24 protein-coding genes are annotated in these 23,885 nt (G+C 35.3%); 12 read left to right on the forward strand and 12 right to left on the reverse strand.

What is annotated here, in order from left to right:
* Positions 1–265: 265 nt before the first annotated feature.
* From DYH56_RS00060 to DYH56_RS00105, 10 genes are all read right to left on the reverse strand, one after another.
* Complete coding sequence (locus DYH56_RS00060; protein WP_114640800.1) at positions 266–1,153, reverse strand: DMT family transporter; 888 nt, start codon at positions 1,151–1,153, stop codon at positions 266–268.
* A 19-nt stretch (positions 1,154–1,172) separates the two neighbouring features.
* The gene (locus tag DYH56_RS00065) at positions 1,173–2,189 is read right to left on the reverse strand and encodes a divergent polysaccharide deacetylase family protein (RefSeq protein WP_114640801.1); all 1,017 of its coding nucleotides are present in this window, start codon (positions 2,187–2,189) and stop codon (positions 1,173–1,175) included.
* 740 nt (positions 2,190–2,929) lie between these two features.
* Positions 2,930–3,583, reverse strand: a complete 654-nt coding sequence (gene cmk / locus DYH56_RS00070; RefSeq protein WP_114640802.1) for a (d)CMP kinase — start codon at positions 3,581–3,583, stop codon at positions 2,930–2,932.
* 378 nt (positions 3,584–3,961) lie between these two features.
* A complete protein-coding gene (gene hslV / locus DYH56_RS00075; RefSeq protein ID WP_114640803.1) occupies positions 3,962–4,495 on the reverse strand; it encodes an ATP-dependent protease subunit HslV in 534 nt (177 codons plus the stop codon).
* 18 nt (positions 4,496–4,513) lie between these two features.
* Positions 4,514–5,380, reverse strand: coding sequence for a tyrosine-type recombinase/integrase (locus DYH56_RS00080; RefSeq protein WP_202922737.1), 867 nt, complete (start codon positions 5,378–5,380; stop codon positions 4,514–4,516).
* Positions 5,381–5,512: 132 nt separating this feature from the next.
* Positions 5,513–6,835, reverse strand: a complete 1,323-nt coding sequence (gene trmFO, locus DYH56_RS00085; protein ID WP_114640805.1) for a methylenetetrahydrofolate--tRNA-(uracil(54)-C(5))-methyltransferase (FADH(2)-oxidizing) TrmFO — start codon at positions 6,833–6,835, stop codon at positions 5,513–5,515.
* Between the two features lie 257 nt (positions 6,836–7,092).
* Entirely contained in the window at positions 7,093–8,004 is a 912-nt protein-coding gene (locus tag DYH56_RS00090) for a DUF1385 domain-containing protein (RefSeq protein ID WP_114640806.1), read from the reverse strand.
* A 728-nt stretch (positions 8,005–8,732) separates the two neighbouring features.
* Entirely contained in the window at positions 8,733–9,884 is a 1,152-nt protein-coding gene (locus tag DYH56_RS00095; RefSeq protein WP_114640807.1) for a SpoIIE family protein phosphatase, read from the reverse strand.
* Entirely contained in the window at positions 9,884–11,590 is a 1,707-nt protein-coding gene (locus DYH56_RS00100; RefSeq protein WP_114640808.1) for a [Fe-Fe] hydrogenase large subunit C-terminal domain-containing protein, read from the reverse strand. The genes DYH56_RS00095 and DYH56_RS00100 overlap by 1 nt, the downstream gene beginning before the upstream one ends.
* The gene (locus DYH56_RS00105) at positions 11,587–11,835 is read right to left on the reverse strand and encodes a (2Fe-2S) ferredoxin domain-containing protein (RefSeq protein WP_114640809.1); all 249 of its coding nucleotides are present in this window, start codon (positions 11,833–11,835) and stop codon (positions 11,587–11,589) included. The genes DYH56_RS00100 and DYH56_RS00105 overlap by 4 nt, the downstream gene beginning before the upstream one ends.
* A gap of 411 nt (positions 11,836–12,246) precedes the next feature.
* Here DYH56_RS00105 and rplU point away from each other — a divergent pair, with 411 nt between their 5' ends.
* The 4 genes from rplU (at position 12,247) to obgE (ending at position 14,675) form a co-directional block, all read left to right on the forward strand.
* Complete coding sequence (rplU, locus tag DYH56_RS00110) at positions 12,247–12,558, forward strand: 50S ribosomal protein L21 (protein WP_114640810.1); 312 nt, start codon at positions 12,247–12,249, stop codon at positions 12,556–12,558.
* Positions 12,558–12,947 (forward strand): ribosomal-processing cysteine protease Prp, encoded by a 390-nt coding sequence (locus DYH56_RS00115; RefSeq protein WP_114640811.1) that lies wholly within the window; start codon positions 12,558–12,560, stop codon positions 12,945–12,947. Before rplU ends, DYH56_RS00115 begins: the two co-directional genes overlap by 1 nt.
* Entirely contained in the window at positions 12,947–13,240 is a 294-nt protein-coding gene (rpmA, locus tag DYH56_RS00120) for a 50S ribosomal protein L27 (RefSeq protein ID WP_114640812.1), read from the forward strand. Before DYH56_RS00115 ends, rpmA begins: the two co-directional genes overlap by 1 nt.
* Positions 13,241–13,391: 151 nt before the next feature.
* Entirely contained in the window at positions 13,392–14,675 is a 1,284-nt protein-coding gene (gene obgE / locus DYH56_RS00125) for a GTPase ObgE (protein ID WP_114640813.1), read from the forward strand.
* A 147-nt stretch (positions 14,676–14,822) separates the two neighbouring features.
* On the opposite strand, the gene DYH56_RS00130 is transcribed toward obgE, so the two are convergent.
* On the reverse strand, positions 14,823–15,056 hold the full coding sequence (locus DYH56_RS00130) for a hypothetical protein (protein WP_114640814.1): 234 nt from the start codon (positions 15,054–15,056) through the stop codon (positions 14,823–14,825).
* A 309-nt stretch (positions 15,057–15,365) separates the two neighbouring features.
* Positions 15,366–16,430, reverse strand: a complete 1,065-nt coding sequence (locus tag DYH56_RS00135; protein WP_114640815.1) for a hypothetical protein — start codon at positions 16,428–16,430, stop codon at positions 15,366–15,368.
* Between the two features lie 577 nt (positions 16,431–17,007).
* Between DYH56_RS00135 and miaA the strand changes: the two genes are divergently transcribed.
* The 8 genes from miaA to prmA all read left to right on the forward strand — a co-directional run bounded on the left by miaA (position 17,008) and on the right by prmA (position 23,858).
* Complete coding sequence (miaA, locus tag DYH56_RS00140) at positions 17,008–17,907, forward strand: tRNA (adenosine(37)-N6)-dimethylallyltransferase MiaA (protein WP_114640816.1); 900 nt, start codon at positions 17,008–17,010, stop codon at positions 17,905–17,907.
* Between the two features lie 245 nt (positions 17,908–18,152).
* A complete protein-coding gene (locus DYH56_RS00145) occupies positions 18,153–18,671 on the forward strand; it encodes a hypothetical protein (protein WP_114640817.1) in 519 nt (172 codons plus the stop codon).
* A gap of 4 nt (positions 18,672–18,675) precedes the next feature.
* Complete coding sequence (locus tag DYH56_RS00150; RefSeq protein WP_114640818.1) at positions 18,676–19,074, forward strand: ATP-binding protein; 399 nt, start codon at positions 18,676–18,678, stop codon at positions 19,072–19,074.
* Positions 19,074–19,418 (forward strand): STAS domain-containing protein, encoded by a 345-nt coding sequence (locus DYH56_RS00155; protein ID WP_114640819.1) that lies wholly within the window; start codon positions 19,074–19,076, stop codon positions 19,416–19,418. Before DYH56_RS00150 ends, DYH56_RS00155 begins: the two co-directional genes overlap by 1 nt.
* Before the next feature lie 46 nt (positions 19,419–19,464).
* Entirely contained in the window at positions 19,465–21,030 is a 1,566-nt protein-coding gene (gene rny, locus DYH56_RS00160; protein WP_114640820.1) for a ribonuclease Y, read from the forward strand.
* A 196-nt stretch (positions 21,031–21,226) separates the two neighbouring features.
* A complete protein-coding gene (locus DYH56_RS00165; RefSeq protein ID WP_114640821.1) occupies positions 21,227–22,024 on the forward strand; it encodes a TIGR00282 family metallophosphoesterase in 798 nt (265 codons plus the stop codon).
* A gap of 138 nt (positions 22,025–22,162) precedes the next feature.
* On the forward strand, positions 22,163–22,951 hold the full coding sequence (gene surE / locus DYH56_RS00170; RefSeq protein WP_114640822.1) for a 5'/3'-nucleotidase SurE: 789 nt from the start codon (positions 22,163–22,165) through the stop codon (positions 22,949–22,951).
* Positions 22,932–23,858, forward strand: coding sequence for a 50S ribosomal protein L11 methyltransferase (prmA, locus tag DYH56_RS00175; protein ID WP_114640823.1), 927 nt, complete (start codon positions 22,932–22,934; stop codon positions 23,856–23,858). Before surE ends, prmA begins: the two co-directional genes overlap by 20 nt.
* The last annotated feature ends 27 nt before the right edge of the window (positions 23,859–23,885 follow it).

The following is a 23,885-nucleotide window of genomic DNA, read 5'->3' on the forward strand; positions in this document are numbered from 1 at the left end:
TCGTACTCGTCAATCGAGAAACCATAAAAAGGAAGAGTCAGAAACCTTCTTGAATTTTTCCGTTAGCTTTTCTTTCCCACATTTAAAATTTATTCTATAAATTAGAATAAATTTTAATAATCGTGGCATCAAGGTATCCCGTATCAAGGGCGGAATCCTTGGAACTTTCACTAAGTTCACAAAGTAAATCTATCAACGCAGAGATTTCCTGAGCTTTCTCCGTGCACTTTCTTTTCCTCTGTGTATCTCCGTATCCAAGATTTTTTTATAATTTCTCAATTTTTAATTGTTTTTTCTCTTTCCCCTTTATACTGACCAATGCTATCCCTATAAATATCAGACTTCCCCCACCTAGTATACTCACACTAAATGGTTCTCCTAAGAATAATATACCGCATATAGCAGCTACAAATATTCTGCTGGAAGAGATCAGACTTCCCTCCAGTGCTTTTACATATTTAAATCCGTTGGTCAGGGTATATTGTCCCAGATATGAAAACACTCCCATTCCCAATAATAACAGTCCTTCTTTAGGGGTCGGCACCTTAAATTGGCGGCCAAACGGGATCACAGTCATAACCAGTCCTATACTCATAAGGTAAAATAAGATCGTGCTGGAATCATCTGTTTCCCTGGCTTTTCGCAGAGCAATTATCCCGGCTGCTGCTACAAATCCCATAAACAATCCCAATCCATCCACCCAGGTAACCACTCCCAACGCCAACCCAGATATCAGGAATATTCCCACAAAGGCTATGGCTACACCTATAATATTTTTTAACGTCCACCTTTCATCCTTTAGCAAAAGCGGACCAAATATCGTCACAAATATAGGGTAGGTTAGGTTATATATGTTTGCCTTGGTTGTTGTGGAATATTGTATCACTATAAAAAATAACAATATGGCCAATGCCGTAAAAAAACCCCTGGACAATACCGCTTTTTTATTTACCATCTTAATTTTATATCCTATTTTCATCATCCCTATATTTACCATGATGAACCCAATTAAAAATCTAAAAAACGTCACCTCTGTACTGGGTATCCTTCCATCTTTCGTTATCATCTTTACAAATAAAGTCATTATATAGAAAAACATTGTAGAAGCAAATACCATTGTATACCCCTTAACACTACTCTCTTTCCTTTTCATCTATCCTCCTACCTTTACACTATTCCAATACTTCACTGATCGGCACCAATTCTACCCCTTCCCCTTCTATATAATCCAACATTTCATATATAGCTTCTGCTGTTTCTCTTCTATAGTGACCGATCACTAAGACTTTTTTTCTTTCTTTGGCCAACCTTACAGACACCTTTATAGCTTCCATAATATCTCCCTTCTTATGGGAATTATCTATAAAATAAGATGTATAGTAGGTAGGGATATCTAATTCCTTAGCTACCTTATATCCCTCTTTCTTACTGTTGGTATTAGAATCTATAAAGAACATCTCTTTCTTCTTTGCATAGGACAGGAGTTCCCTCATTTTTCCAGGATTATTTGTAAATTCAGATCCCATATGATTATTAAATCCCTTAACTGCTCCTAAATTTTCTATTGCACCGTCAAATTTATCATAGATTTCTTTTTCAGTCATAGATGGTTTTATCAGTCCCTCGGTCCTCATGTTTAAAGTATCGTTAGATCCTTCCATGGGCATATGCAGGATAACTTCAAATCCTGCATCCTTTAATATCCTGGTTGCCTGTCTGGTCTTGGGGAGATATGGTATAGTTGCAAAACTTAATGCTCCGTCTATTTTTTTAAAATAAGTTGTAGTTTTTGTATTCATTCCTACATCATCTATCAATATAGCTAATTTCGGAGGGGTAAAATAATTTATTTCCAGGATTAATTTTTCCTTTCCCTTTGAATCACTGTAAATAATTTCTTTTTTCTCCCCTTTGGGGATCTCCCTAACTTGTAAGGTATCGCTCTCCAGGTTTAAGTTTGTTCCTTTTTTAAGGTCAAAGGAGTATTTTATTTCATCATTTTGAACAGGTCTTCCATTTATAACTGCATATTCTTTGACTTCCTTCATTATTTTTTCTACAGCCAGATCTTCCTGCAACTTTATCTGTCTTTCATATTTATTCCCGTTATACCATCTGAATAATATAGCTATTATCAGAATAGAGATTATCCCTATTCCGTATATAATTTTTTTATTTATCCCACTCACCCCTTACGATTTTAACCAAATATACAAAATTTTACAGTACAGGTAATTTATGAATCTACCCTCCATAAATCAACTTCTTTCTCTTTTGCCACCAATATACACTAAAGATATACGAGTATTAAATTTTCTTATAATTAGAAAAAAATTTAAATGTATAAATTTCTACTGCCCCACAGCACAGAAGCTTTTTCTTTGTCGCAGATTGCACAGATTTACACAGATTATAAACCATAGAACGCGGATCTCTCTCGAGATACACTGAAAACTCTCTAATTTACACGGATCTAAAAAAATTTCTTTTAGGTTAGAACCTTCTACCTTTGACGCTGACTAGAATCTGACTTTTTTAATCTTGACTTTTATTTTGACTCTAAAAATGAAGTTTATAGTCGTCCCACTTCAGCAGTACTGTTTCTACAACAACGATCGTGACAGAGGTTATTGCTTCGGCTTCTCTGTGACATCGTAATTTTCTTATAACTAGAATAAAATTTCGTACTCGTCAATCGAGAAACCATAACGAGAAAGTATAAGAATCTTCTTACTTTTCTTTGGTTCGTTTCTTTTGCTCAGTCACATTTTAAATTAGATTTAGTTACATCTAATTTTAATAATCGTGAATCGTAAATGAACCCGTATCAAGGACGGAATCCTTGGAACCTTGTTCTAACTCCTTTTTCCTTCTCCCAAAGATCTACCTCCCCCACTTATACTAAGAGGGGGAACAAAAGGGGGAGTTACTATCTTTTCTCTTCTACCAGCTCTGATATAGCTCCTACAACTTCATCTATATTCATAAAACTCGTATCTATCTCCACAGCATCTTCAGCTTTTTTTAACGGACTTTCCTTTCTGTTGGAGTCAAATTCATCCCTTCTGATTATTTCACTCAAAACATCTTCAAATTTTTCATCGATTCCTTTATTTTTAAAATCCAAAACTCTTCTTTTAGCCCTTTCCTCTGGAGACGCAACTAAAAATATTTTAAGATCCGCATTTGTAAATACCACTGTCCCGATATCCCTTCCATCTAAGATAACATCCTTTCCTTCCGATATTTTTCTTTGAAGATCCACCAGCTTTACTCTGACTTCCCTTATGGCAGCTACTTTAGATACTATTGCAGTAACCTCAGGAGTTCTTATCTCTAAGCTCACATCGTCCCCGTCCACATAAAATTTACCATCTTTCATATCTATATTTACTCTGTCCAGCAGGTTCACGACCTCTTCTATATTATCTAAATCTACCCCGTCCCTTATGGATGTAAAGGCTATCATCCTATACATAGCCCCTGTATCCAGATACGTTAGTCTATATTTTTTTGCTACCATCTTTGATATGGTGCTCTTTCCCGATCCCGCCGGGCCATCTACTGCTACTATAAAACTCATATTTCTACTCCTTATTCTTCTTTGCCACTAATCTACACTAATCAATAGAATGCGGATGACGCTAATTTAAAATCGAAGTTTATAATCGTCCAACTACAGCTATAAGACATCCACTTCGTTTCGTCGTCCTAATATAACAACCCATAAAAGAAACGGCGATTGTGACTTACTTATAAAGATCATTATAAACTTCTTGATTTTCTTTGGATCATTTCTTGTTCGCATTTTTTTTTCTAATGTTATTAAAGAAAAATAAAATACTCGCGATATCTGAAATGATCCCAGTTAAGGGCGGAACCCTTAGAACTTTTCTTTTAGTTACAAATAACACTAACTACACTAAAAGAACTTTTTTATATTAAATTAATGTGTATTAATTTAATATAGTTTTTCCACACTTATATTTGTATTGGTATAGATACATATCTCTCCTGCTATCTGGAGACTTTCACGGACCACTTCATGGGGATCTAATTGTGTATGTCTTTTCAACGCTTTGGCCGCCGCATATGCATAGGTCCCACCGGAACCAATAGCAGCTATGTCATCATCAGTTTCCAATACATCTCCAGTTCCCGATAAAACTAATAAATTATTTTTATCTGCTACTATCAGCATTGCATCCAGTTCACGTAAAGCTTTATCCGACCTCCATTCTTTAGCCAACTCTACCGAGGCTTTTTTCAGGTTCCCGCCATATTCATCTAATTTATTTTCAAATTTATCAAATAATGCAAAGGCATCTGCAGCCGCTCCTGCAAACCCTGCCAATATTGAATTATTATAAAATTTTCTTATTTTTTTTGCTTTATTCTTAAATACGGTATCTCCAAAAGTTACCTGCCCATCTCCGGCAATGGCTACCCTATCTCCGTCTTTTACTGCTAATATCGTAGTTGCTCTAAATTTCAATTACACTCCTCCTTCCAATTAGTTATTAATTCCCCTTCGGATTACCATCATATGCTCCTCATATATCCTGGTACTCTCCGGACTGGTATGTCCCATAAGTTCCTGTAAAAAATGAATATTCATCCCCTTTTCCAGGAGATATACTCCAAAGGTATGCCTGAATGTATGAGGGCTTATCTCTTTTTCCAGCATTGCTTTTTTAGCGTACCTGTCTATTATCCTGCGTAGAGACCTGTCACTTAATCTTGTGCCGCTTCCATTGACAAAAATAATATCAGAATTATATTTTTCACCATATTTTTCTTTTTTTGCAATTAAATACTCTTTCAGATATTTCTTTGTTGTCAGACTAAAAAATACAGTCCGGCTGCTGTTCCCTACTATTTTTATTTCCCGTTCCTCCAGGTCCACTATATTTTCCCCCAACGATAGCAGTTCCCCTGCCCTTATCCCGCTGGAATACAAAAGTTCTATGATGAGTCTGTCCCTGATTCCATTAGTTTTAGTGGTATCAATCACCGATCGCAGCCTTTCCAGCTCTTCTTTTTTTAAAAGAACTGGAAATTTGCTCACAAAGGATGGATTATTCAGAAGTATTATCGGATTTTTATCTATAACTTTATTTTCTTTTAAATATTTAAAAAAAGTTCTCAGGGTAGATAATTTTCTGCTTATAGACCTCTTGCTTATATTGATAGTGCCTAAGTAGAGTACAAAACCTCTTAAATTTAACTCCTCCACCTCACCTATATTTTCAATAAGTTCATGCCCTACAATAAATTCTAAAAATTGTTCCAAATCTTTTTTGTAGGATTTTATGGTATTTTCACTTTTTTGCTGCCCAAACTGTTCATAGTAGATAAATTCTTTTATCAGTTTTTCCAAAATTACAACACCCCCTTTTGATTTTTATTTTAAATAAATTCATAGAACACGGATTAAAAAATTTTTTTTCTGCCACCGATTTACACCAATCTATCGTAGGGGTAATTCATGAATTACCCCCTACATATTCTCTTAATATTTTATTTCCTTTATCTTCTCCTTCATATACTCTACCGATCTTTCTCCTAAGGCTGTATTTCTATCTCTCTTATCCCTTACTCTTGGTCCTTCCAGCGCTCTTACAATTCCAAAATTTGGTCCCATAGGCTGGAATTCTTTCTTTCCTTCCTCTGTGATATAGTTAATTATCGATCCTGTAGAAGTTAAGTCTTCCAATACAAATTCCTTCTCTCCCAGCATATGGTGGTATAAGTTTATAGCCGACATCATCCCTGTTGCCATAGCTGCCACATATCCCTCTCCCCCTGTTATCTGCCCGGCAAAGAAGATCTTTTCATTAGTTTTTAAATTTAAACTTTTATTCAATAACTTTGTTGAATCTATAAATGTATTTCTATGCATCACTCCATATCTGATAAAATCAGCATTTTCTAATCCTGGAATCATTTGGAATACTCTTTTTTGTTCTCCCCACTTTAAGTTGGTTTGAAATCCTACCAGATTATAGAGTTTCCCGTCTTTATCGTCCTGTCTCAACTGGACTACTGCATAGTCTTTTTCTGTTTTATGCGGATTTGTTAATCCCTTTGGCTTCAACGGCCCGAATAACAGTGTTTTTTCCCCTCTGCTGGCCATTTTTTCCACCGGCATACACGCTTCAAAAACTTTTTCTTCCTCAAAAGTTTTTAGCGGTGACCTTTCAGCGTTTATTAACTCATGGTAGAAATTCTCATACTCTTCCTTTGTCATCCCACAGTTTATATATTCTCCGTCTCCCTTATCGTATCTGGACTGGTAGTAAACCTTCTCCTGATCTATGGATTCCAAAGTTACTATTGGAGCTACTGCGTCATAGAAGTATAGGTTGGTTCCACCTGTTAATTTTAAAATTTCATCTGTAATCCCATCTGATGATAGGGGGCCGCTGGCTATGATTACATAGCTGTCCTTTGGGATTTCCGTTAACTCTTCCCTTATTATCTCTATATTTTCTTCTGCTTCCAATCTCATAGTTACCATCTCGGCAAATTCCTCACGACCTACTGCCAATGCCTGCCCCGCTGGTACACGGGTTTCATCTGCTATTTCCACTAAAAGGGATCCCATCATACGGAGTTCTTCCTTCATTAAACCGGATGCATTGGATAATAAATTTGAACCCAATGAATTACTGCAGACTAATTCTCCAAATTTATCTCCAGTATGAACCTCTGTATTTTTTTTAGGTCTCATCTCGTATAATTTTACCTTCACCCCTCTTTTAGCAAGCTGGTATGCTGCTTCACTTCCTGCTAATCCTGCACCTATTACAACTACCTCTTCTATCTTTTTCATCTTATATTTCCACTCCTTATCTTAACTCATCCTTTTTATAAATATTTTCGCAATAGTTTGCTCCGATTTGAGAGTTCACATCCAAAATCAAGTTTTAATTACACTTGATTTTGGTAGTTGTGAAAAACCGACAACAAGGAAAGAGTTCTAATTAATTTTTTACTCTTCATTATACTAAGTTTATCGGACTTTTAAAAGTCCTTTTCCATATAATTGCAAAAAAGGAGAAATTGCCATTACGACAACCTCCCCTTAAATTATTTCTCAAAAACTTCCGTTGCATTATCCACTTCTAACCCCAGGGCTACCCTCAAGGCTACCATACTTACCTCCAACTGCTCCAAATCAGGCTCTTTAGTCGTTATCTTTTGTAAGCTGAGTCCCGGTATTGCTATCATCTTATACAGCGGGTTATCCAAATGTTTACTGCTATATTTTTGGAATTCATAGGCTAATCCTGCCACTAAGGGCATGAATACAATTCTTAAGACAGCTTTCAGTCCTACCTTCATCCACATATTGTCAGGTTGGGGGATCATAAAATCCAGGCTTGAAAACACAACTATACTTATTATCATCACTATAAGCAAGAAACTTGTCCCGCATCTAGGGTGTAAAGTAGTATATTTTACTGCACTTTCCTTGACTAATTCCTCATTATTTTCAAAAGCATAGATACATTTATGCTCAGCTCCGTGATATTCAAAGACCCTCTTTATCTCCTTAGAAAAAGATATTGCCTTTATATATATAAGGAAAAATAATATTCTCAGTATACCTTCAAAAATATTTGCATTCATCCTATTATTTTTAAACATAAAACTACTTAAAATTGAAGGCAAAACCATAAATAACCCTATTCCTAAAGCCAGAGCTGCTATTACAGTTATCATCAATTCCTTATCTCCTAACTTTTCTTCCTCTTCCCCTGCCTCATTGGCAGAAAATGATAGTTCTTTGGTCCCCAAAATCAGAGTTTCAAACAGGATAGCCCCTCCCCTAATAAATGGAATCTTAGTCAAAAAATTCATAGATGGTTTTAATTTTGTTACCTTATAAACTATTTCCCCCGTGGGTCTTCTCACTGCTGTAGCTAGCGCTTTGGGTCCTTTCATCATGACACCCTCTATTACAGCCTGTCCACCTACCGAAACCTTTTTTCTATCCATAATTATATTATTCCTCCTGATATTACTTTATCGTACGGGTAATTCATGAATTACCCCTCCGTAAAATCAATTTTTTTGTCACAGATTTCTCAGATTAAAACAGAGGTTATGCGACTATTAATTTTTTCTATGATTAATAAAAAAAAAATGTATTAAAGCCTCTCAGCATAGAGTCTCAGAGTTAAATCTTTTGTTCTTGGTTAGAATCTTTTCTCTTTTGACGCAGACTAAAATCTGACTTTTCTTTAGGTTTTAAATTTCGAAGTTTATAGTCGTTTCGCTTCAGCAGCATTGTTCCTACAATGACGATTGTGACTTACTCATTAAGACAATTATAAACCTTCTTGAACTTTTACGTCTCATTTTCTTTCATAGAGAAAAGAGACCCGTATCAAGGACGGAATCCTTGGAACCTTATCTTTTGACACAGATTACACAAATGGTATACAAGTATTAAATTTTCTTATAATTAGACAAAAATTTAAATGTATAATCTAAGTTTACACAGAGATTCACCGAGGTTAGGTTAGAGTTTCACTGAGCTTTCTTCGTTCACTCCGTATCCAAGTAACCCACAGAACATGGATCTCTTCGAGATACACTGAAAACCTCTAATTTACACAGGGAAAATCTGCACCTTTCTGCGTAATCTGCGACTAAGTTTTTATTTTAGTTATTATTTATATTAATAGACTTAATTTTATCATGAAAGGAGGTTTTTTTCAATTTTACACATATTCTAAGGTCACCGACTTTCCAAATTCTTTTAAAATTGCTTCTAATTCCACCACTACCTTTAATTTAATATTAAAATCAATTGGAAAATCCGGGTTTTGATGGGCAGCATTTACAGCAGTTCCTGCTACTATCTTTATATGACTGGCATCAAAAAGGAGCAGTCTCCCAAGGATCCCAGCCCCATCATCACTGGCAATTTCCCTGCCTTCATAAATATATTCCCTTATATACTCCACAGTTTTATTCAGTGTCAGCAGTCCTTCTGTCACAAGATCTACTCCCCTCATATAACCCACTGGAGGCAGGTTGTTTTCATATCCATCTAGATCGATCTTAACCTCTTCATCCCAGGCTTTGGATATTATATTAGCTGTAGTCCCCCCGCTGAGCACTATAACTCCCCGGGACTCCTCTACTCTCTTTATAAATTCTTCATCATCTTCTATATTTTTAGGAGGTCCCGTAAATAGATTTAAATATTTTACAGGCTGAAATTTTATCGACAGAACAGTGGTATCATCTCCCGGTTTATCATTATATAGAGTTTTGCACACATCCAGTAAACTATTGGTTATATCTGTTGCATATTTTTTCTGGGATATATCCCTCAAAAAATCATTTATATTTTCCCACTGCCATCCCAAATTAAGATATTCTCCCACCCCTGCATGAACTGCTCCATCACTGACAACGGTCAATAGATCATCGGGATAAAATTTGAAACGACTCTCAAAAATAGTTTTATCCTTTATAACCCTTTCTTTCCTGTCTATGAAAACATCACAACCATCTCTATAGAAAAACGTAGGAGGATTCTCATATTCGACCATATAACAGTCACCATTATTATTTAACTTTATAATTGTAAAGGTAGAATATGCAAGTTTTCTCACCTTGCACTCGGGGAGGGTATTCATTATTGTTTCTAAGGTCTCATCGATAGTAGAACCGCCCTTCAGCATGGTTATGGCTATCTTCGAAGTCAGGGTAGCCAGGATATTTGCCTTGACCCCGCTTCCCAGCCCGTCAGAAAGCACCAAAAGACACCCATCCTCTGTTTTTATAGATTCTACCTTGTCTCCGCAGAGTTCCTCACCAAATTTATTTATACTTTTATATGAAGCATCTATATAATATTCCATTAAAGACTCTCCTCTTTGTTGAATACATCCCTTAATTTATTGAAGGCCACCTTGGATTCCCCTGTGGTTTCTCCCAACAGACTGGCTATCTCCTGGGCGATTCTCATCTGTTTTTCTATCACTGTCTGGGTTATCTCAAAAGTTTTTTCTTTTAAAGCCCTTATCTCTTCCTTTCTCAACTCATCACTGGTTATGTCGGTGAGTAAAATTAAGATCCCTTCCTTAGGATTCATCGATATAATACTCATCCTCATATAAAGTGCCCCATCTAAAAATGATTGTTTTTTCCAAATAATATTTTCTCCTTCAGAAGACACCTTCTCCAACTTCTCCTTGGATACGAACTCCTCTATAGACCGCTCCCTAGCTTCTTTTGGAGTTATTCCAAAATATCTGCTGAAAGCCATGTTGCTCTCTATGATCTCATATTCATTGTTTAATATAAGGATGGCATTGGGAGAATTTTCAAATATTTCATTGGTAACTTTATCAGCACATTTTTTCATATAGTGAATACACATCTCCTTGTGAGACATCCCCCTATATATAGATATGGCTTTTTCACGGCAGGTATCGTATCCGCACCCGCCGCAGTTTAACTCATCCTCTTTATTATATTTTTCCAGAGTTCCCAAAATTTCTAAAATTTCATCTTCACCGGGCATCTTTTCCTCAAATTTTTTATTATGAAAACCAGCACTAAAATCTATATCACATATATTCTCATTATTTTCTGCTTTTCTATCATTCTCATTTAAATATTTTTTCAACGTCTGTACCCTGGAAAAAGTGGTTGAAGAAGCATTTGACCCGCCGGGACCCCCAAGACAGCTTTGTCTGCATACACTTACCTCTACACAGGTCCCGGTGATACTACCTCTGGATAGTTCATCAAAAAGTTCTATACATTCATCCAAGCCATCTACTCTTAATTGAGTCAGACCTTTTTTTTCAATACTCTCAGTAATTCCCTCTAAGATTCCTCCTACTACAGGATAGCTGCTCCCGAAATTACTTCCAATTTTATCCAGGTCACCGGATTCTCCGTTTTGATAGTCTATTCCTGTTTCTTCCAGCCACTGCGATACCTCATCAAAGGTTAAAACTGCATCTATGGCTCCTGTATGTTTTTCAGATAATGATTCACATTTTTTGGCTATACACGGTCCCAGAAAAACTGTCTTTTCCTTTGGATTCTCTTTTTTTAACAGATAACCATGGGAGATCATAGGAGATGTAAAAGGCATCAAATATGGTATCAACATCGGATAATATTTTTCTATCAGGAGGACTACCGACGGGCAGCAAGTTGTTATATAGATCCCCTGATCACTCTCCGATATATAATTTTCATATAATTTTGAGGTGATGTCGGCCCCTACCGCCGTTTCTTCTATTAGATTAAATCCTAATTTTTGGAGTCCCCATATGAAGCTGTCGGATTTTTCATAAAAGCCTCTAAAAGATGGTGCTATGGAAATATTTACTTTCTCGCCATTTTTAATCATTTTTTTCACGAATTCAAGATCCGAATGAATATTTCTGGCATTCTGGGGACAGCTGGAAAAACAGTGCCCGCAGACAATACATTGTTCCGAGACTATATGTGCCTGATCTTCCTCTATCTTTATGGCTTTTACCCGGCATGTTCTCACACATTTATAACAATTATTACAATTTGCCTCTGAAAAATTCATTATTTTCATAGTCCTCTCTCCCTGATAATTTTTTTAAACTTTTCCTCTGCATCTTCCCTGGAAAAAGAGTAAACACTCTCCTCTCCCTCTATAACAACAGAGACTCCCTCGGTACAATTATTCAGACAAAAACAAGCTTTCAGCTCTACCTCTTTTTCTAATCCCTCTTCCTCTATAATTTTGGTAATTATTTTTATAACATCATAAGAGCCCTTTATATGGCAGGCACTTCCTACACAAACCTTTAAAATCATCCTTCCCCCCCCAATAGCTGTTAACCGCTTTAAAAAATATTTTTTTATCACAAATCACAATTTTTTTAGTGTTCATAACTAAAAATTTTAATTTTATTCCTTATTTTTTTAATTATCTCTTAATAATAATATACCACATTAAAGTAATTCTTTCACAAATTTTGATTGGCAGATCTATCCAACAATCACTTTTATATTTAGGGTATTACAATAATATTGAGACTATGATTTCAAACATTTTCGTACACCTGTGCAGGTTCACTACAGGGTTGCCAGAGGACTTTTTGATTTCACCTGTGTGTTAAAAAACCAATTGACATATTATGATAGATATGATATCATGATCTAGTTACGCGTAGGTGGGGTTATCAGCAACCTGTGCCTGGCGATTAAATTTATGGAGGTGTTACAATGTACGCAGTAATCAAAACTGGAGGAAAACAGTACAAAGTTGCAGAAGGTGAAATATTAAGAGTAGAGAAATTAAATGCTGAAGTTAACGAAACTGTTGAAATGACAGAAGTTTTATTAGTATCTAACAACGGAGAAATGAAAGTAGGAACTCCTGTAGTAGAAGGTGCAAAAGTGTTAGTAGAAGTATTATCACAAGGTAGAGCTAAAAAAGTTATTAACTTCAAATACAAACCTAAAAAGTCAACTCATAGAAGAAAAGGTCACAGACAATCATTCACTGAAATCAAAATCACTTCTATCCAAGGATAATGACAGAGATCACTCTCATTAGACAGGATGAAGAAATTGTAGAATTTTATGGATGGAATCATGCCGAATATGGTGAACATGGTAGCGATATCTTGTGTGCCGCAATCAGTATGATTTTACAACAAGGAGCAGCCGGTATTTTAGAATATCTAAGTATCCCTGCTACTTATTCAACTAATAATGAAACAGGTTTTTTAAGATTAGATCTTAAAACTCCAGATGAAGAAAAGTTGGAAAAATTGGATATGACTATTCATAGTTATAATCAAATTGTTTTAAAAAACAAAAGGGAAATTAATGCAATATTAGGAAGTATGGTAGTAATGCTGGACCAACTAAAGGAGCAATACCCCAAATATATGAAGATTTTCGAAGAGGAGGCTAATTAATGTTTAGAATTGAATTACAACTATTTGCTAAGAAAAAAGGACAAGGTTCTGTAAAGAACGGAAGAGACTCTAACCCTAATTACTTAGGTGTAAAAAAATACGACGGTGAGAAAGTAGTAGCTGGAAACATCGTTGTTAGACAAAGAGGAAACAAATTCCATGCTGGAACTAACATGGGGCAAGGTAAAGATCATACTTTATTTGCTTTAGTTGATGGATATGTTAGATTTGAAAGATTAGGTAAAACTAAGAAGCAAGTTTCTATCTACTCTGAAAGAAAAAGTTTAGTATAAGCTTTTCAAATAAATCCCAGCATTTTGCTGGGATTTATTTATTATATGAGAATTAACTTTGAAAATTGAAAGTGGAAAACCGAAATACTAAGATTTTATTTTTCAACTTTCAATTTTCAAATGAGTTAGAACAATAGGAGGAAAATTATTTATGTTTATAGATGAGGCGATAATCACCGTCAAAGCCGGTAAAGGTGGAGATGGTGCAGCAACATTCAGAAGGGAAAAATATGTACAATTTGGTGGTCCTGATGGGGGGGACGGTGGAAATGGTGGAAGCATCATCTTCGTAGCTGACAACAACATCAACACCTTGGTAGATTTCAGATATAAGAGAGCATTTACAGCAGAAAATGGTGGTAACGGTGCTAAAAAAAGGATGCACGGTAAAACAGGAGAAGACCTGATCATCAAAGTTCCTGTAGGTACCATGGTAAGAGACTTTGAAAGCGGAGCACTACTACTTGATCTCAATGAAAACGGAGAAGAAAGAATTTTATTCCAGGGCGGAAAAGGCGGGGGAGGAAACATCCACTTTAAGAATGCTGTTCGACGTGCTCCTAAGATGGCCGGTAAAGGTCGTAAGGGTAAGGAACTCAGAGTTAAATTGGAATTAAAATTATTAGCTGATGTAGCCTTAGTTGGATACCCAAGTGTAGGTAAATCAAGCTTTATCAACAAGGTTTCTGCTGCTAACTCAAAGGTTGCAAACTACCACTTTACTACTCTGGCTCCTAAACTGGGTGTTGTGAGAGTAGGGGACAACAGATCATTTCTGATGGCTGATATTCCCGGACTTATTGAAGGAGCCCATGAAGGTGTCGGATTAGGAGACAAGTTCCTAAAACATATCGAAAGATGTAAGATGATCTACCATGTGGTAGATGTGTCCGGTATGGAAGGCAGGACTCCTGAGGAAGACTTTGAGAAGATCAACAACGAACTGGAAAAATTCAGTAAGAGACTGGCCGGTAAAAAACAAATAGTTTTAGCCAACAAGATGGATCTGTTATACGATATGGAAAACTATGAAAACTTTAAGATCTATATGGCAGGAAAAGGGATCGAAGTATTCCCTATATCTGTAATTCTTAATGACGGATTAAAGGAAGTTGTAAACAGAACTTGGTCGTTATTGGAGGAGATTCCTCGTGAAGAACTGGAAGAAGAAACAGATGTACTGGATATCTTAAAAGCTATCGAGGATGAAAAACCTGACTGGCATGTGGAGATAGATGAAGAGGGTACCTTTGTCGTTACCGGTAAGATTGTAGAAAACGTACTAAACACCTATGTCTTCAATGATGATGAAGCTATAGTAAGTTTCGTACATGTTTTGAAAAACCTGGGATTAGAGAATCAGTTAATCAAAGCTGGTATCGAAGAGTGGGATACAGTAAGAATTGAAAATGTAGAGTTTGACTATATTGTCTAAGATAAAAAATTAATAAATAAAAAGGATTCTGGAAATTTCTAGAATCCTTTTTTTATGGCACACAGATAACGCGGATTTTATCCACCCTAAATCTGTGCTATCCGCGTGCTATTATCATATTTTTTATGAAGTTTTTGACCTGTCTCCCTATCTAATTCCGTCTCTTCTGTCATCCTTCCTCTGTTCCTGATTATTTTTATTTTTCCATTTTAAAAATTCAACATTTTCTACCATGGTAGACCCGTCCTCATAGGTGGTAACTATAGCTTTATTATCCTTGCTATATTCTACAGAAACAACTTTCTTAGGAGGCTGGAAGTTACTGCAGCCGATAAAAATTGTTGATATTACTAATGTCATTAAATATTTAAATTTTTTCATAATATAACCTCCTCATACGACAAAATCAATAATATATATATATAAATAATGTTCTTTAAGAATGACAATATTCCTTCAAAAATAATATTTAATTTATAGGCTAAAAAATAGCACACTGATTCTAAAGCATACGCTGATTAAAAAGAGATAGAAACAGATATAAAATTAATCTGCTCTTACCCATTTCGATCTGCGTTATCCGTGTGCTATATTTAAAAATAACCATGAAATTTTATATAATTAAAAATTAAAAGGGATTGATTACTCAATCCCTTTTACTATATTATATAAATATATTTAATTTTTTACTTAGAATGATGTACCGAATTTAACACCTACAGATAATTCATCTTTCCCAGCACTGTCTACATTTGCTGTATATCCAGTGTATTTTGCATATGGAGTTACGTTAACTGCTCCTAACTTAGCTCTGTATTGTACTTCTGGTGCAACATACATAGATACATCGTAAGCATCCTTTTGGTTGATTGAGTAAGCTTCTAATCCAAACTCAGTGATGAAGTATGTATTAGGTGCAACTTCTCTTTCATATCCTAAATATTGCTCGATTGATAATGCGAACTTATCGTCACCATCGATGTTTCCTGAGAATAAAGAGTTTTTGTAAGAACCATTTTTCTTAGTTCCTGCGAAATCTAAATAAACATCTCCATAAGTTGACCATAATCCTTCAGTTCCTAAAGCTCTATAGTTTGAGAAGTCTAATTCAAATGCAGTAGTATCATTTACATCATCATAGGCTACGATAGGACTGATATCCATTGCGAATCCGTAATATGTAGTTGATACCTTTGGATTGAAATCCCATCTTCTCTTTGTTTCCATATCTCTAGCACTTGGAGTAGCTGAATCAGATGTGAAGTTTTCTGCAGTGTCATAACCATAAGATACACTTGGTACGAATGTCCACTCTTTACCTAACATATCAAATGTTCCACCTTGGAAATCTATTCCAAAAGTAGTATCCCAACCGTCGTTAGTTCTATTCCAGTCTGAATCATAGTTGAAATCTCTGTCAACATCATATTTGAATCCAAATCTACCCATGTTTAATTTACCCTTACCTACTGTCCACTCTATCTTGTTGGCATTTACACCATCATTAGATCTTCCAGGACCTTGGAACATTCTAGCTCTTACTTCACCATTATATGAACCACTGAACTCTCCTAAGATTCCTGTTTGTCTACCTTCTACTAATCCTTCAATTGCACTAGAGTCAGTGATTGAGATAACTTGTGCAGCCTTTTCAGCTGTTACAGTTGTACCTTCTTCAGCTGTTGGTGTATGTACTGCAAACGTTGTAGCTCCTAAAGCTAGGATTCCTGCTAATAATAATAACTTTTTATTCATGGTTTCTTCCTCCTAAAATAATTTCAAATTTGTTTTCTTAGTTTCCCTTTAAATTCTTTCGGTTGAATAATTGTTTCCGTTTATCCTGGTCTTAGTGTAGTTTAGTAACCACCAATAGTCAATACCCCTTTTTTCTATTAGCATTAAAAGAGAATTAATGTTCTAATATGATTTTAGCAAAAATAATAAAAACAAACTTATAAAAAAGTTTAACATTAAAAATTAATAATTTTTAATGGGTCGTGTTTATAACATAAAGTGTCCTACAAGCAGTAAAATAGTTTCATTTTTAAACAACGAATTATTGGAATTTTAATAGTAAAATTAATGTTCAATTTAATTTTCTGAAACAAACAGCAAAAACAATACAGACAGCTCCCCTGTCGAGAATAGCACCGATAATTTTTTTGATACTAAGATTTAACCCCTCTCGTCCTACGGACACATGTTCATGAATACTAGAAATGAAAGCAATACTTTCATCTCTAAATGTGACCCTATGAGGGAGAAAGCATTACCCTTACCTGCTGTTATTATGATATAATATATATAATATTTATAAATGGAGGAATAGACGATGAAAGGAATTGTTATCTTGGGTCCTACTGCTGTAGGAAAAACAAGTTTATCTATAAAATTAGCAAAAAAATTAAAGACAGAGATAATCTCAGCTGATTCAGCTCAGGTATATACCGGGATGGATATAGGCACGGCAAAGGTCGATGTCCATGAAGCACAGGGAATATTTCATCATATGATCGATGTAGTAGAGCCCATAAGTAAGTATAATGTAGGCGAATATCAAAAAAGAGTAAATATAATACTAAAAACCTTCGAAAAGGAAGGAAAAACTCCTATATTAGTGGGAGGAACCGGCTTATACATCAACTCTGTGACCAATGGCTTGGCAGAGCTGCCTCAGTCGGAACCAGGACTTAGGGAGGAACTGGACAGCAGGAGTGGGTCTGAATTATACGAAGAATTGGAAAGGATTGACCCTTGTGCAGCCAGAGATATCCACCCAAATAATAAACGCAGGGTGGGGAGAGCTCTGGAAATTTTCCACCTTACAGGGGAAAAATTTTCTGTTATCAGCAAGAGAAACATCAAAAGAAATAACTTTGAATTTATCAAAATAGGTTTAGAAAGAGACAGAAATAATTTATATGAAAGAATAAACCTGAGAGTTGATCTTATGGTAGAGGGAGGACTCATCGAGGAGGTTAAGAAACTCTATACTATATACGGAGAAAATTTGAGAAGGATCAACGTCATAGGATATAGTGAGATTATAGATTATTTCAGAGGGGAAACAACTTTGGAAGAGGCTGTGTTTCAAATCAAACAAAATTCCCGTAGATATGCTAAAAGGCAATTTACATGGTTTAAAAATGACCCCGATGTTATCTGGTTCGATGTAGAAAAGATGAGCGAGGAAGAGATCTTAGAAAAAATATTAAGGTTAATTGAGGAATAACTCCTTTTGTCCCTTGGACATTTTCCTCTTACAATTAAGAGGAAACCCCAATTATTTATGTTTCTACTATATCTAAGTTCTAGATATATTTAAGTTTTTTTGGTTTCTCTTAATTCAAGAGGAACCTCCGAGGAGGAGTTTATAGTAAAAAAAAACATATAAAATAAATTATAAACCACACTAGCTGGTTGATATTTTATTTTTAGTGTGCTATTATTGTAATGATGATATTATAGGAGGATAAGATGCTGAAAAAATTAAGTTTAACTCTTATTTTACTGCTTCTGCTAGGGTGTGTAAATACGCCTTTAAAAAACAGTTCACTGTCTCCAAAAGAACAGTTGTTAGAGCAAAAAATTAATGACTGGGAGTTGGGCGAAGCTAAGGGCTTATTTTCTCAAATAAGGCCAACTCTAGATCCTGAAAAGTTAGATAAATACGAAACTTTAATATCTGAAAGAGAGCAAGGGGTTAAGGACCTCGAAAAATTAATAAACGTATTAAAGGCAGCTTTTTCCAAAAACCAATTTTTTATTATTGAACGATACACCGACAAGGGAATAAAAAATAAAATAAAATTAAATGAACTAAAAAAGCTAGATTTGAGCGGCGGAAACATATATACCACCGATCCAAAATTCAAGAAAAATCATGCTGAAATTTTAGCTCTTATTAATTTTTACGATGAAAGCCTTTATCTGGATATTGTATTTAATTTTGAAAATGGCCAATGGAAAATAATAGACTTTAGTGAAAGAGGGTGAAATATTGCAAGGTGAAGGAATCAGAATAATCGTTCCATCTTCTTTGAAAAATCTTTCTTTAATTAGAGCCCTTGTGAAAACGTATTTAATTGCAGAATCTGTATCTGAAAAAGATATTCTTAGGCTTCTGACTGTTATAGATGAACTGGCAACCAATGCAATCGAACATGGATACAACTATCATAGTGGAGAGATCTCTATATTTATGATAAAGGAAGGTAACTTCGTGAAAATTACTGTAGAAGATTTTGGAGCTGGATTCAACAGATTAAAAGAAAGTAAGTCTGAAGGGGGCATGGGGTTAAATATAGTTAGGGGTCTCGTAGATAATCTAGAGATTAAACCTAAGAAAATCGGAACAAAATTTGAAATATTAAAAGAAGTTGAGGAGGAAACAAAATAATGAACTCTAATTTTGAATTAATCGAAAAGGACATTAATGGTATAAAGGTAATTAAAATCACAGGTGAACTTGACGCTATGGTGGCTCCCAAATTAAAGGAAAGACTTGCTAAATTAGTTGAAAATGAAACTTATAACTTCATAATCAACTGTGAGGAGTTAAGTCACATCAACAGTTTGGCTATGGGTATTTTGAGAGGAAAATTAAGAGAAGTTAAGGGGCATAACGGCGATATAAAGTTATCAAACTTAAATGATCATATCAAAACAATTTTTGAAATGGTCGGGTTAGATGAGATATTTGAGATTTGTGCTACTGAAGAAGAGGCTTTAGCTAAATTTTAATTAATATCCCAAAATATTATATTTTTTTAAGAGGGGATTTACAATTATGAATACAATTATTATGATAGCGGCAGTTATAGTGGCAGCAGGGATATTTTCCTCTGTACTTTATAAAAAATCTGTTGTGGATAAAAAAATAGAAGATTTAAACAACCTTGAAAACAGCGTAGAACAAGCAAAGGTCAAAGCTCAAAAAATTGAAAAAAGAGCTACTTTTGATGCTGAATCAAAGGCTAAAGAGATAACTATCAAAGCTAAAGAAACAGCATACAAAATCAAAGAAGATGCTGAAAAAGAAATCAAGTTAGCTAAAAATGAAATAAATCAAAAAGAAAACAGGCTTATTAAAAGAGAAGAATCTCTGGATAGTAAGTTGGACAGAATCGAAGCTAAAACTGTAGAGATAAATAATTATGAAAAAAAATTAAACCTTAAAGAAAGCGAGATCGAAGAATTAAAGCAAAAACAAGAGTTGGAGCTGGAGAAAATCTCAGAATTATCCAAAGAGGATGCTAAAAATATCTTACTGGATAAGTTAAAAGATGATCTTACTCATGATTCCGCCGTTATGATCAGAAGTTTTGAGCATAAATTAGAGGAAGAAAAAGACAGGATGACTCAAAGAATACTTTCTACTGCTATCGGGAAAGCTTCAGCTGAATTTGTTTCCGATGCCACTGTATCTGTGGTACAACTGCCAAATGATGAGATGAAGGGTAGAATCATAGGTCGTGAAGGTAGAAATATCAGAACCATTGAATCTTTAACCGGAGTAGATGTAATCATCGACGATACCCCGGAAGCTGTGGTTTTATCATGTTTTGATGGTGTCAAAAGAGAGATTGCCAGAAGTGCACTGGAAAAATTGGTAAATGATGGAAGAATTCATCCTACAAAGATCGAAGAAGCTATAAAAAAAGCAACTAAAGAAGTGGATAAAGGGATCCGTGAAGCCGGTGAACACGCATTATTCGAACTTGGAATTACAGGAGTTCATCCTGAAGTAACTAAAGTTTTAGGAAGTTTAAAATTCAGAACCAGTTATGGACAAAACGTTTTAACTCATGCCATCGAAGTTGGCCACCTGGCTGCTACATTGGCTGCCGAAATTGGAGCAGATGTAAAATTAGCCAAGAGATCTGGTCTATTCCATGATATCGGTAAGGTATTGACCCATGAAACTGAGACTTCTCATGGATTATTAGGGGCAGAATTTTTAAGAAAATTCGGCGAGAAAGACCTGGTAGCCAATGGTGCTGAATCACATCATCATGAAGTTGAATTTAAATGTATTGAATCTGTTTTAGTCCAGGCAGCAGACGCTATATCAGCATCCAGACCTGGAGCAAGACGTGAAACATTGAATACATATATCAAAAGATTAGAAGAATTAGAAGCTATTGCAAGTTCTTTTGAGGGGGTAGATTCATCTTATGCTATCCAAGCTGGTAGAGAGATGAGGATCATCATCAATCCTGAAATCATAAGTGACGATAAGACTACTATCCTGTCCCGTGACATAGCTAAAAAAATAGAAGAAACTATGCAATATCCTGGTCAGATTAAAGTAACTGTAGTCAGAGAGACTAGATCTGTGGAATATGCAAAATAATAACAAACTAAATGAGCTGGTATTTATCGGCTCATTTTTTATGGCGGAATTTTGGTATAAATTTTATTGAAAATATGATATAATTATACATTGTAAAAGAAAAAACTCTTTCCTTTTTAGCGTTTTGTAGGTTAATGAATTAATCATGAAACCCCCATAAAAAAGAAGAGTAAATTATAAAGAAAAGAGGGATTTAATGAAAGTTTTGATAATAGGAGATGTGGTTGGTAAACCAGGTAGAAATATCTTAACCGACTATTTAGAGAGAAAAAAAAGTGAATATGACCTGATCATTGTCAACGGTGAAAATGCCGCTGCAGGATTTGGGCTAACTGAAAAAATAGCCAAACAATTTTATGAGATCGGAGTAGATGCCATTACCTCTGGTAACCATATTTGGGATAAAAAAGAGATGGTGGAATATCTTAAAACTGACCATAAAATTTTAAGACCACTAAACTATCCAAAGGGAGTGTCCGGAGTAGGTTGGAATATCTTTACAACTCCTGCAGGGGAGAAAGTAGGAGTTGTTTCATTGCAAGGTAGAATTTTCATGCCGCCTATTGATTGTCCGTTCCAGAGGATCACAGAGGTTTTAGATGAGATCAGAAAACAAACAACTAATATTGTCGTAGATTTTCATGCTGAGGCTACATCTGAAAAGATGGCTATGGGAAGGTTTCTTGATGGTAAAGTTTCGGTAGTTTTGGGAACTCATACCCATATCCAGACTTCCGACAGCAGAATTTTAGATGGCGGTACCGGGTATATTACAGACGTTGGGATGACTGGATCTCATGACGGGATAATTGGAATGACTGTAGACTCAGTTTTACCTAGATTTTTGACTTCCCTTCCGACTAAGTTCGCTATCTGCAATGACAATGTAAGGATCAACGGTATCGAGGTGGAGTTAGACCAATATGGTAAATGCAGTGATATCAAGAGGATAGATCTTTCTATCGAAGAGTTAGATTTTGCAGATTTTCTCTAAATTCAATTGGTGCTAATGGCCTTGCAGAACTAATAAAATTATTAGTCAGCATTATTAAAACAACTAAAAAGAACGTTGAATAATTTTCAATTATAATTTTTCAATTTTCAATTAAAATAAAAGGGAGTTTTATTTTTTATGAATATATTAATTTCAAATGATGACGGTATCTATGCTGAAGGGATCAAAATCCTGGTCAGCTATCTTCAAGATGCCGGGCATACAACATATGTAGTAGCTCCCCTGGAGGAGCAAAGCGGTACCGGACACGGGATCACTCTGCACCAGCCTATGAGGGTAAGGGAAGTTTATAGAGATAATAATTTCTTTGGTCATTCTGTTTCCGGGAAACCTGCCGATACTATAAAGGTGGCACTGGCCCACCTGTATGACGAAAAGGAGATTGATTTTGTCATCTCCGGAATAAATCGTGGAGCTAATTTAGGGACCGATTTATTTTATTCGGGGACTTTTGCTGCTGCTTCTGAAGGTACATTTTGGAGAAAGAACGCCATCGCTCTCTCCCTTATTGTAGATGGGAATGATCTATACTTTGAGAGTGCAGGAGAATTTATAGCAGAGTATTTAAAAACAATAAAAGACCTGAAATTTCCTATCGGAACTCTTTTGAATATCAATGTTCCCAACCTTCCCATGGAGGAGATTAAAGGGGTTAAGTATACCAAACAGAGCAATAGAAAATTTCAGGAAAAATTAATTGAAAGGGAAGATTCCCAGGGAAATAAATATTTTTGGTTAGGAGGACACCCTGTAAAAGGTGACCATGTGGAGAATTCCGATTTAGATGCTATTGAAAATGGCTATATATCTGTCACTCCGGTAAAATTAAATTTATACGACAATGAATTAGAGGTATTGCTTAAAGAAAACACTAAAAAGGAGAAATATGAAATTAATAGAAGTTAGATTAATATTTGAAGCCGATGAGCCTCAATATGTAAAAAAAGAAATAACCGATCTATTTTACGAATTCGGAGTCCAGGGGCTTAAGATCGACGAACCTATGGAGAGAGATTCCCTGGATTACTATAGAGATGAAAAGATATTTTTACAGAGAGATTATGCTGTATCGGCATATTTTCCTGTAAATTTATATGTGGAGAAGAAAAAATCCCTTATAACTGATACTTTTGAAGAAAAATTTAAAGATCGTGAGGATCTTATCTATTCCTTGGATTTTTATGAACTGGATGAAGAGGATTACCAAAATTCTTGGAAAAAATACCTTTATCCCGAAAAAGTAAGTGAAAGATTTGTGGTAAAACCTACTTGGCGTGAATACGAGGCTGAAGAGGACGAAATAGTCATTGAGTTAGATCCCGGGAGGGCTTTTGGTACCGGATCTCATCCGACTACTTCCCTTTGTATCAAACAGATGGAAGACTATATCCACGAAGGGGACTCTGTCATAGATGTGGGGACCGGATCCGGAATACTTATGGTTGCAGCCAATAAATTAGGGGCATCTGAGGTATGGGGTGTTGATATCGACCCTCTGGCTGTAGAAGTAGCCAAAGAAAATTTAGAATTAAATAAAGTCGATATGAATACTATAAAACTATTCAAAGGTGATCTGGTTAAAGTTGTAGAAGATAAAAAGTTTGATGTAGTGGTAGCTAATATCTTAGCTGATGTAATCTTACTCCTGCTAAACGACATGTCTACAGTTGTAAAAAAAGGCGGTCTTATGATCTTATCTGGAATAATTGAAGATAAAGCTGCTGAGATAAAGAAAAGAATAATTTCATTGGGATACGAAGTTGTCTCAGAAACAAAAGATAAAGAATGGGTAAGTTTTACTGCCAGAGCGTAATGAAAAACGGAGGTTTAAATTTTGAGT

Source organism: Psychrilyobacter piezotolerans (assembly GCF_003391055.1).
Taxonomy (GTDB): Bacteria; Fusobacteriota; Fusobacteriia; order Fusobacteriales; family Fusobacteriaceae; genus Psychrilyobacter; species Psychrilyobacter piezotolerans.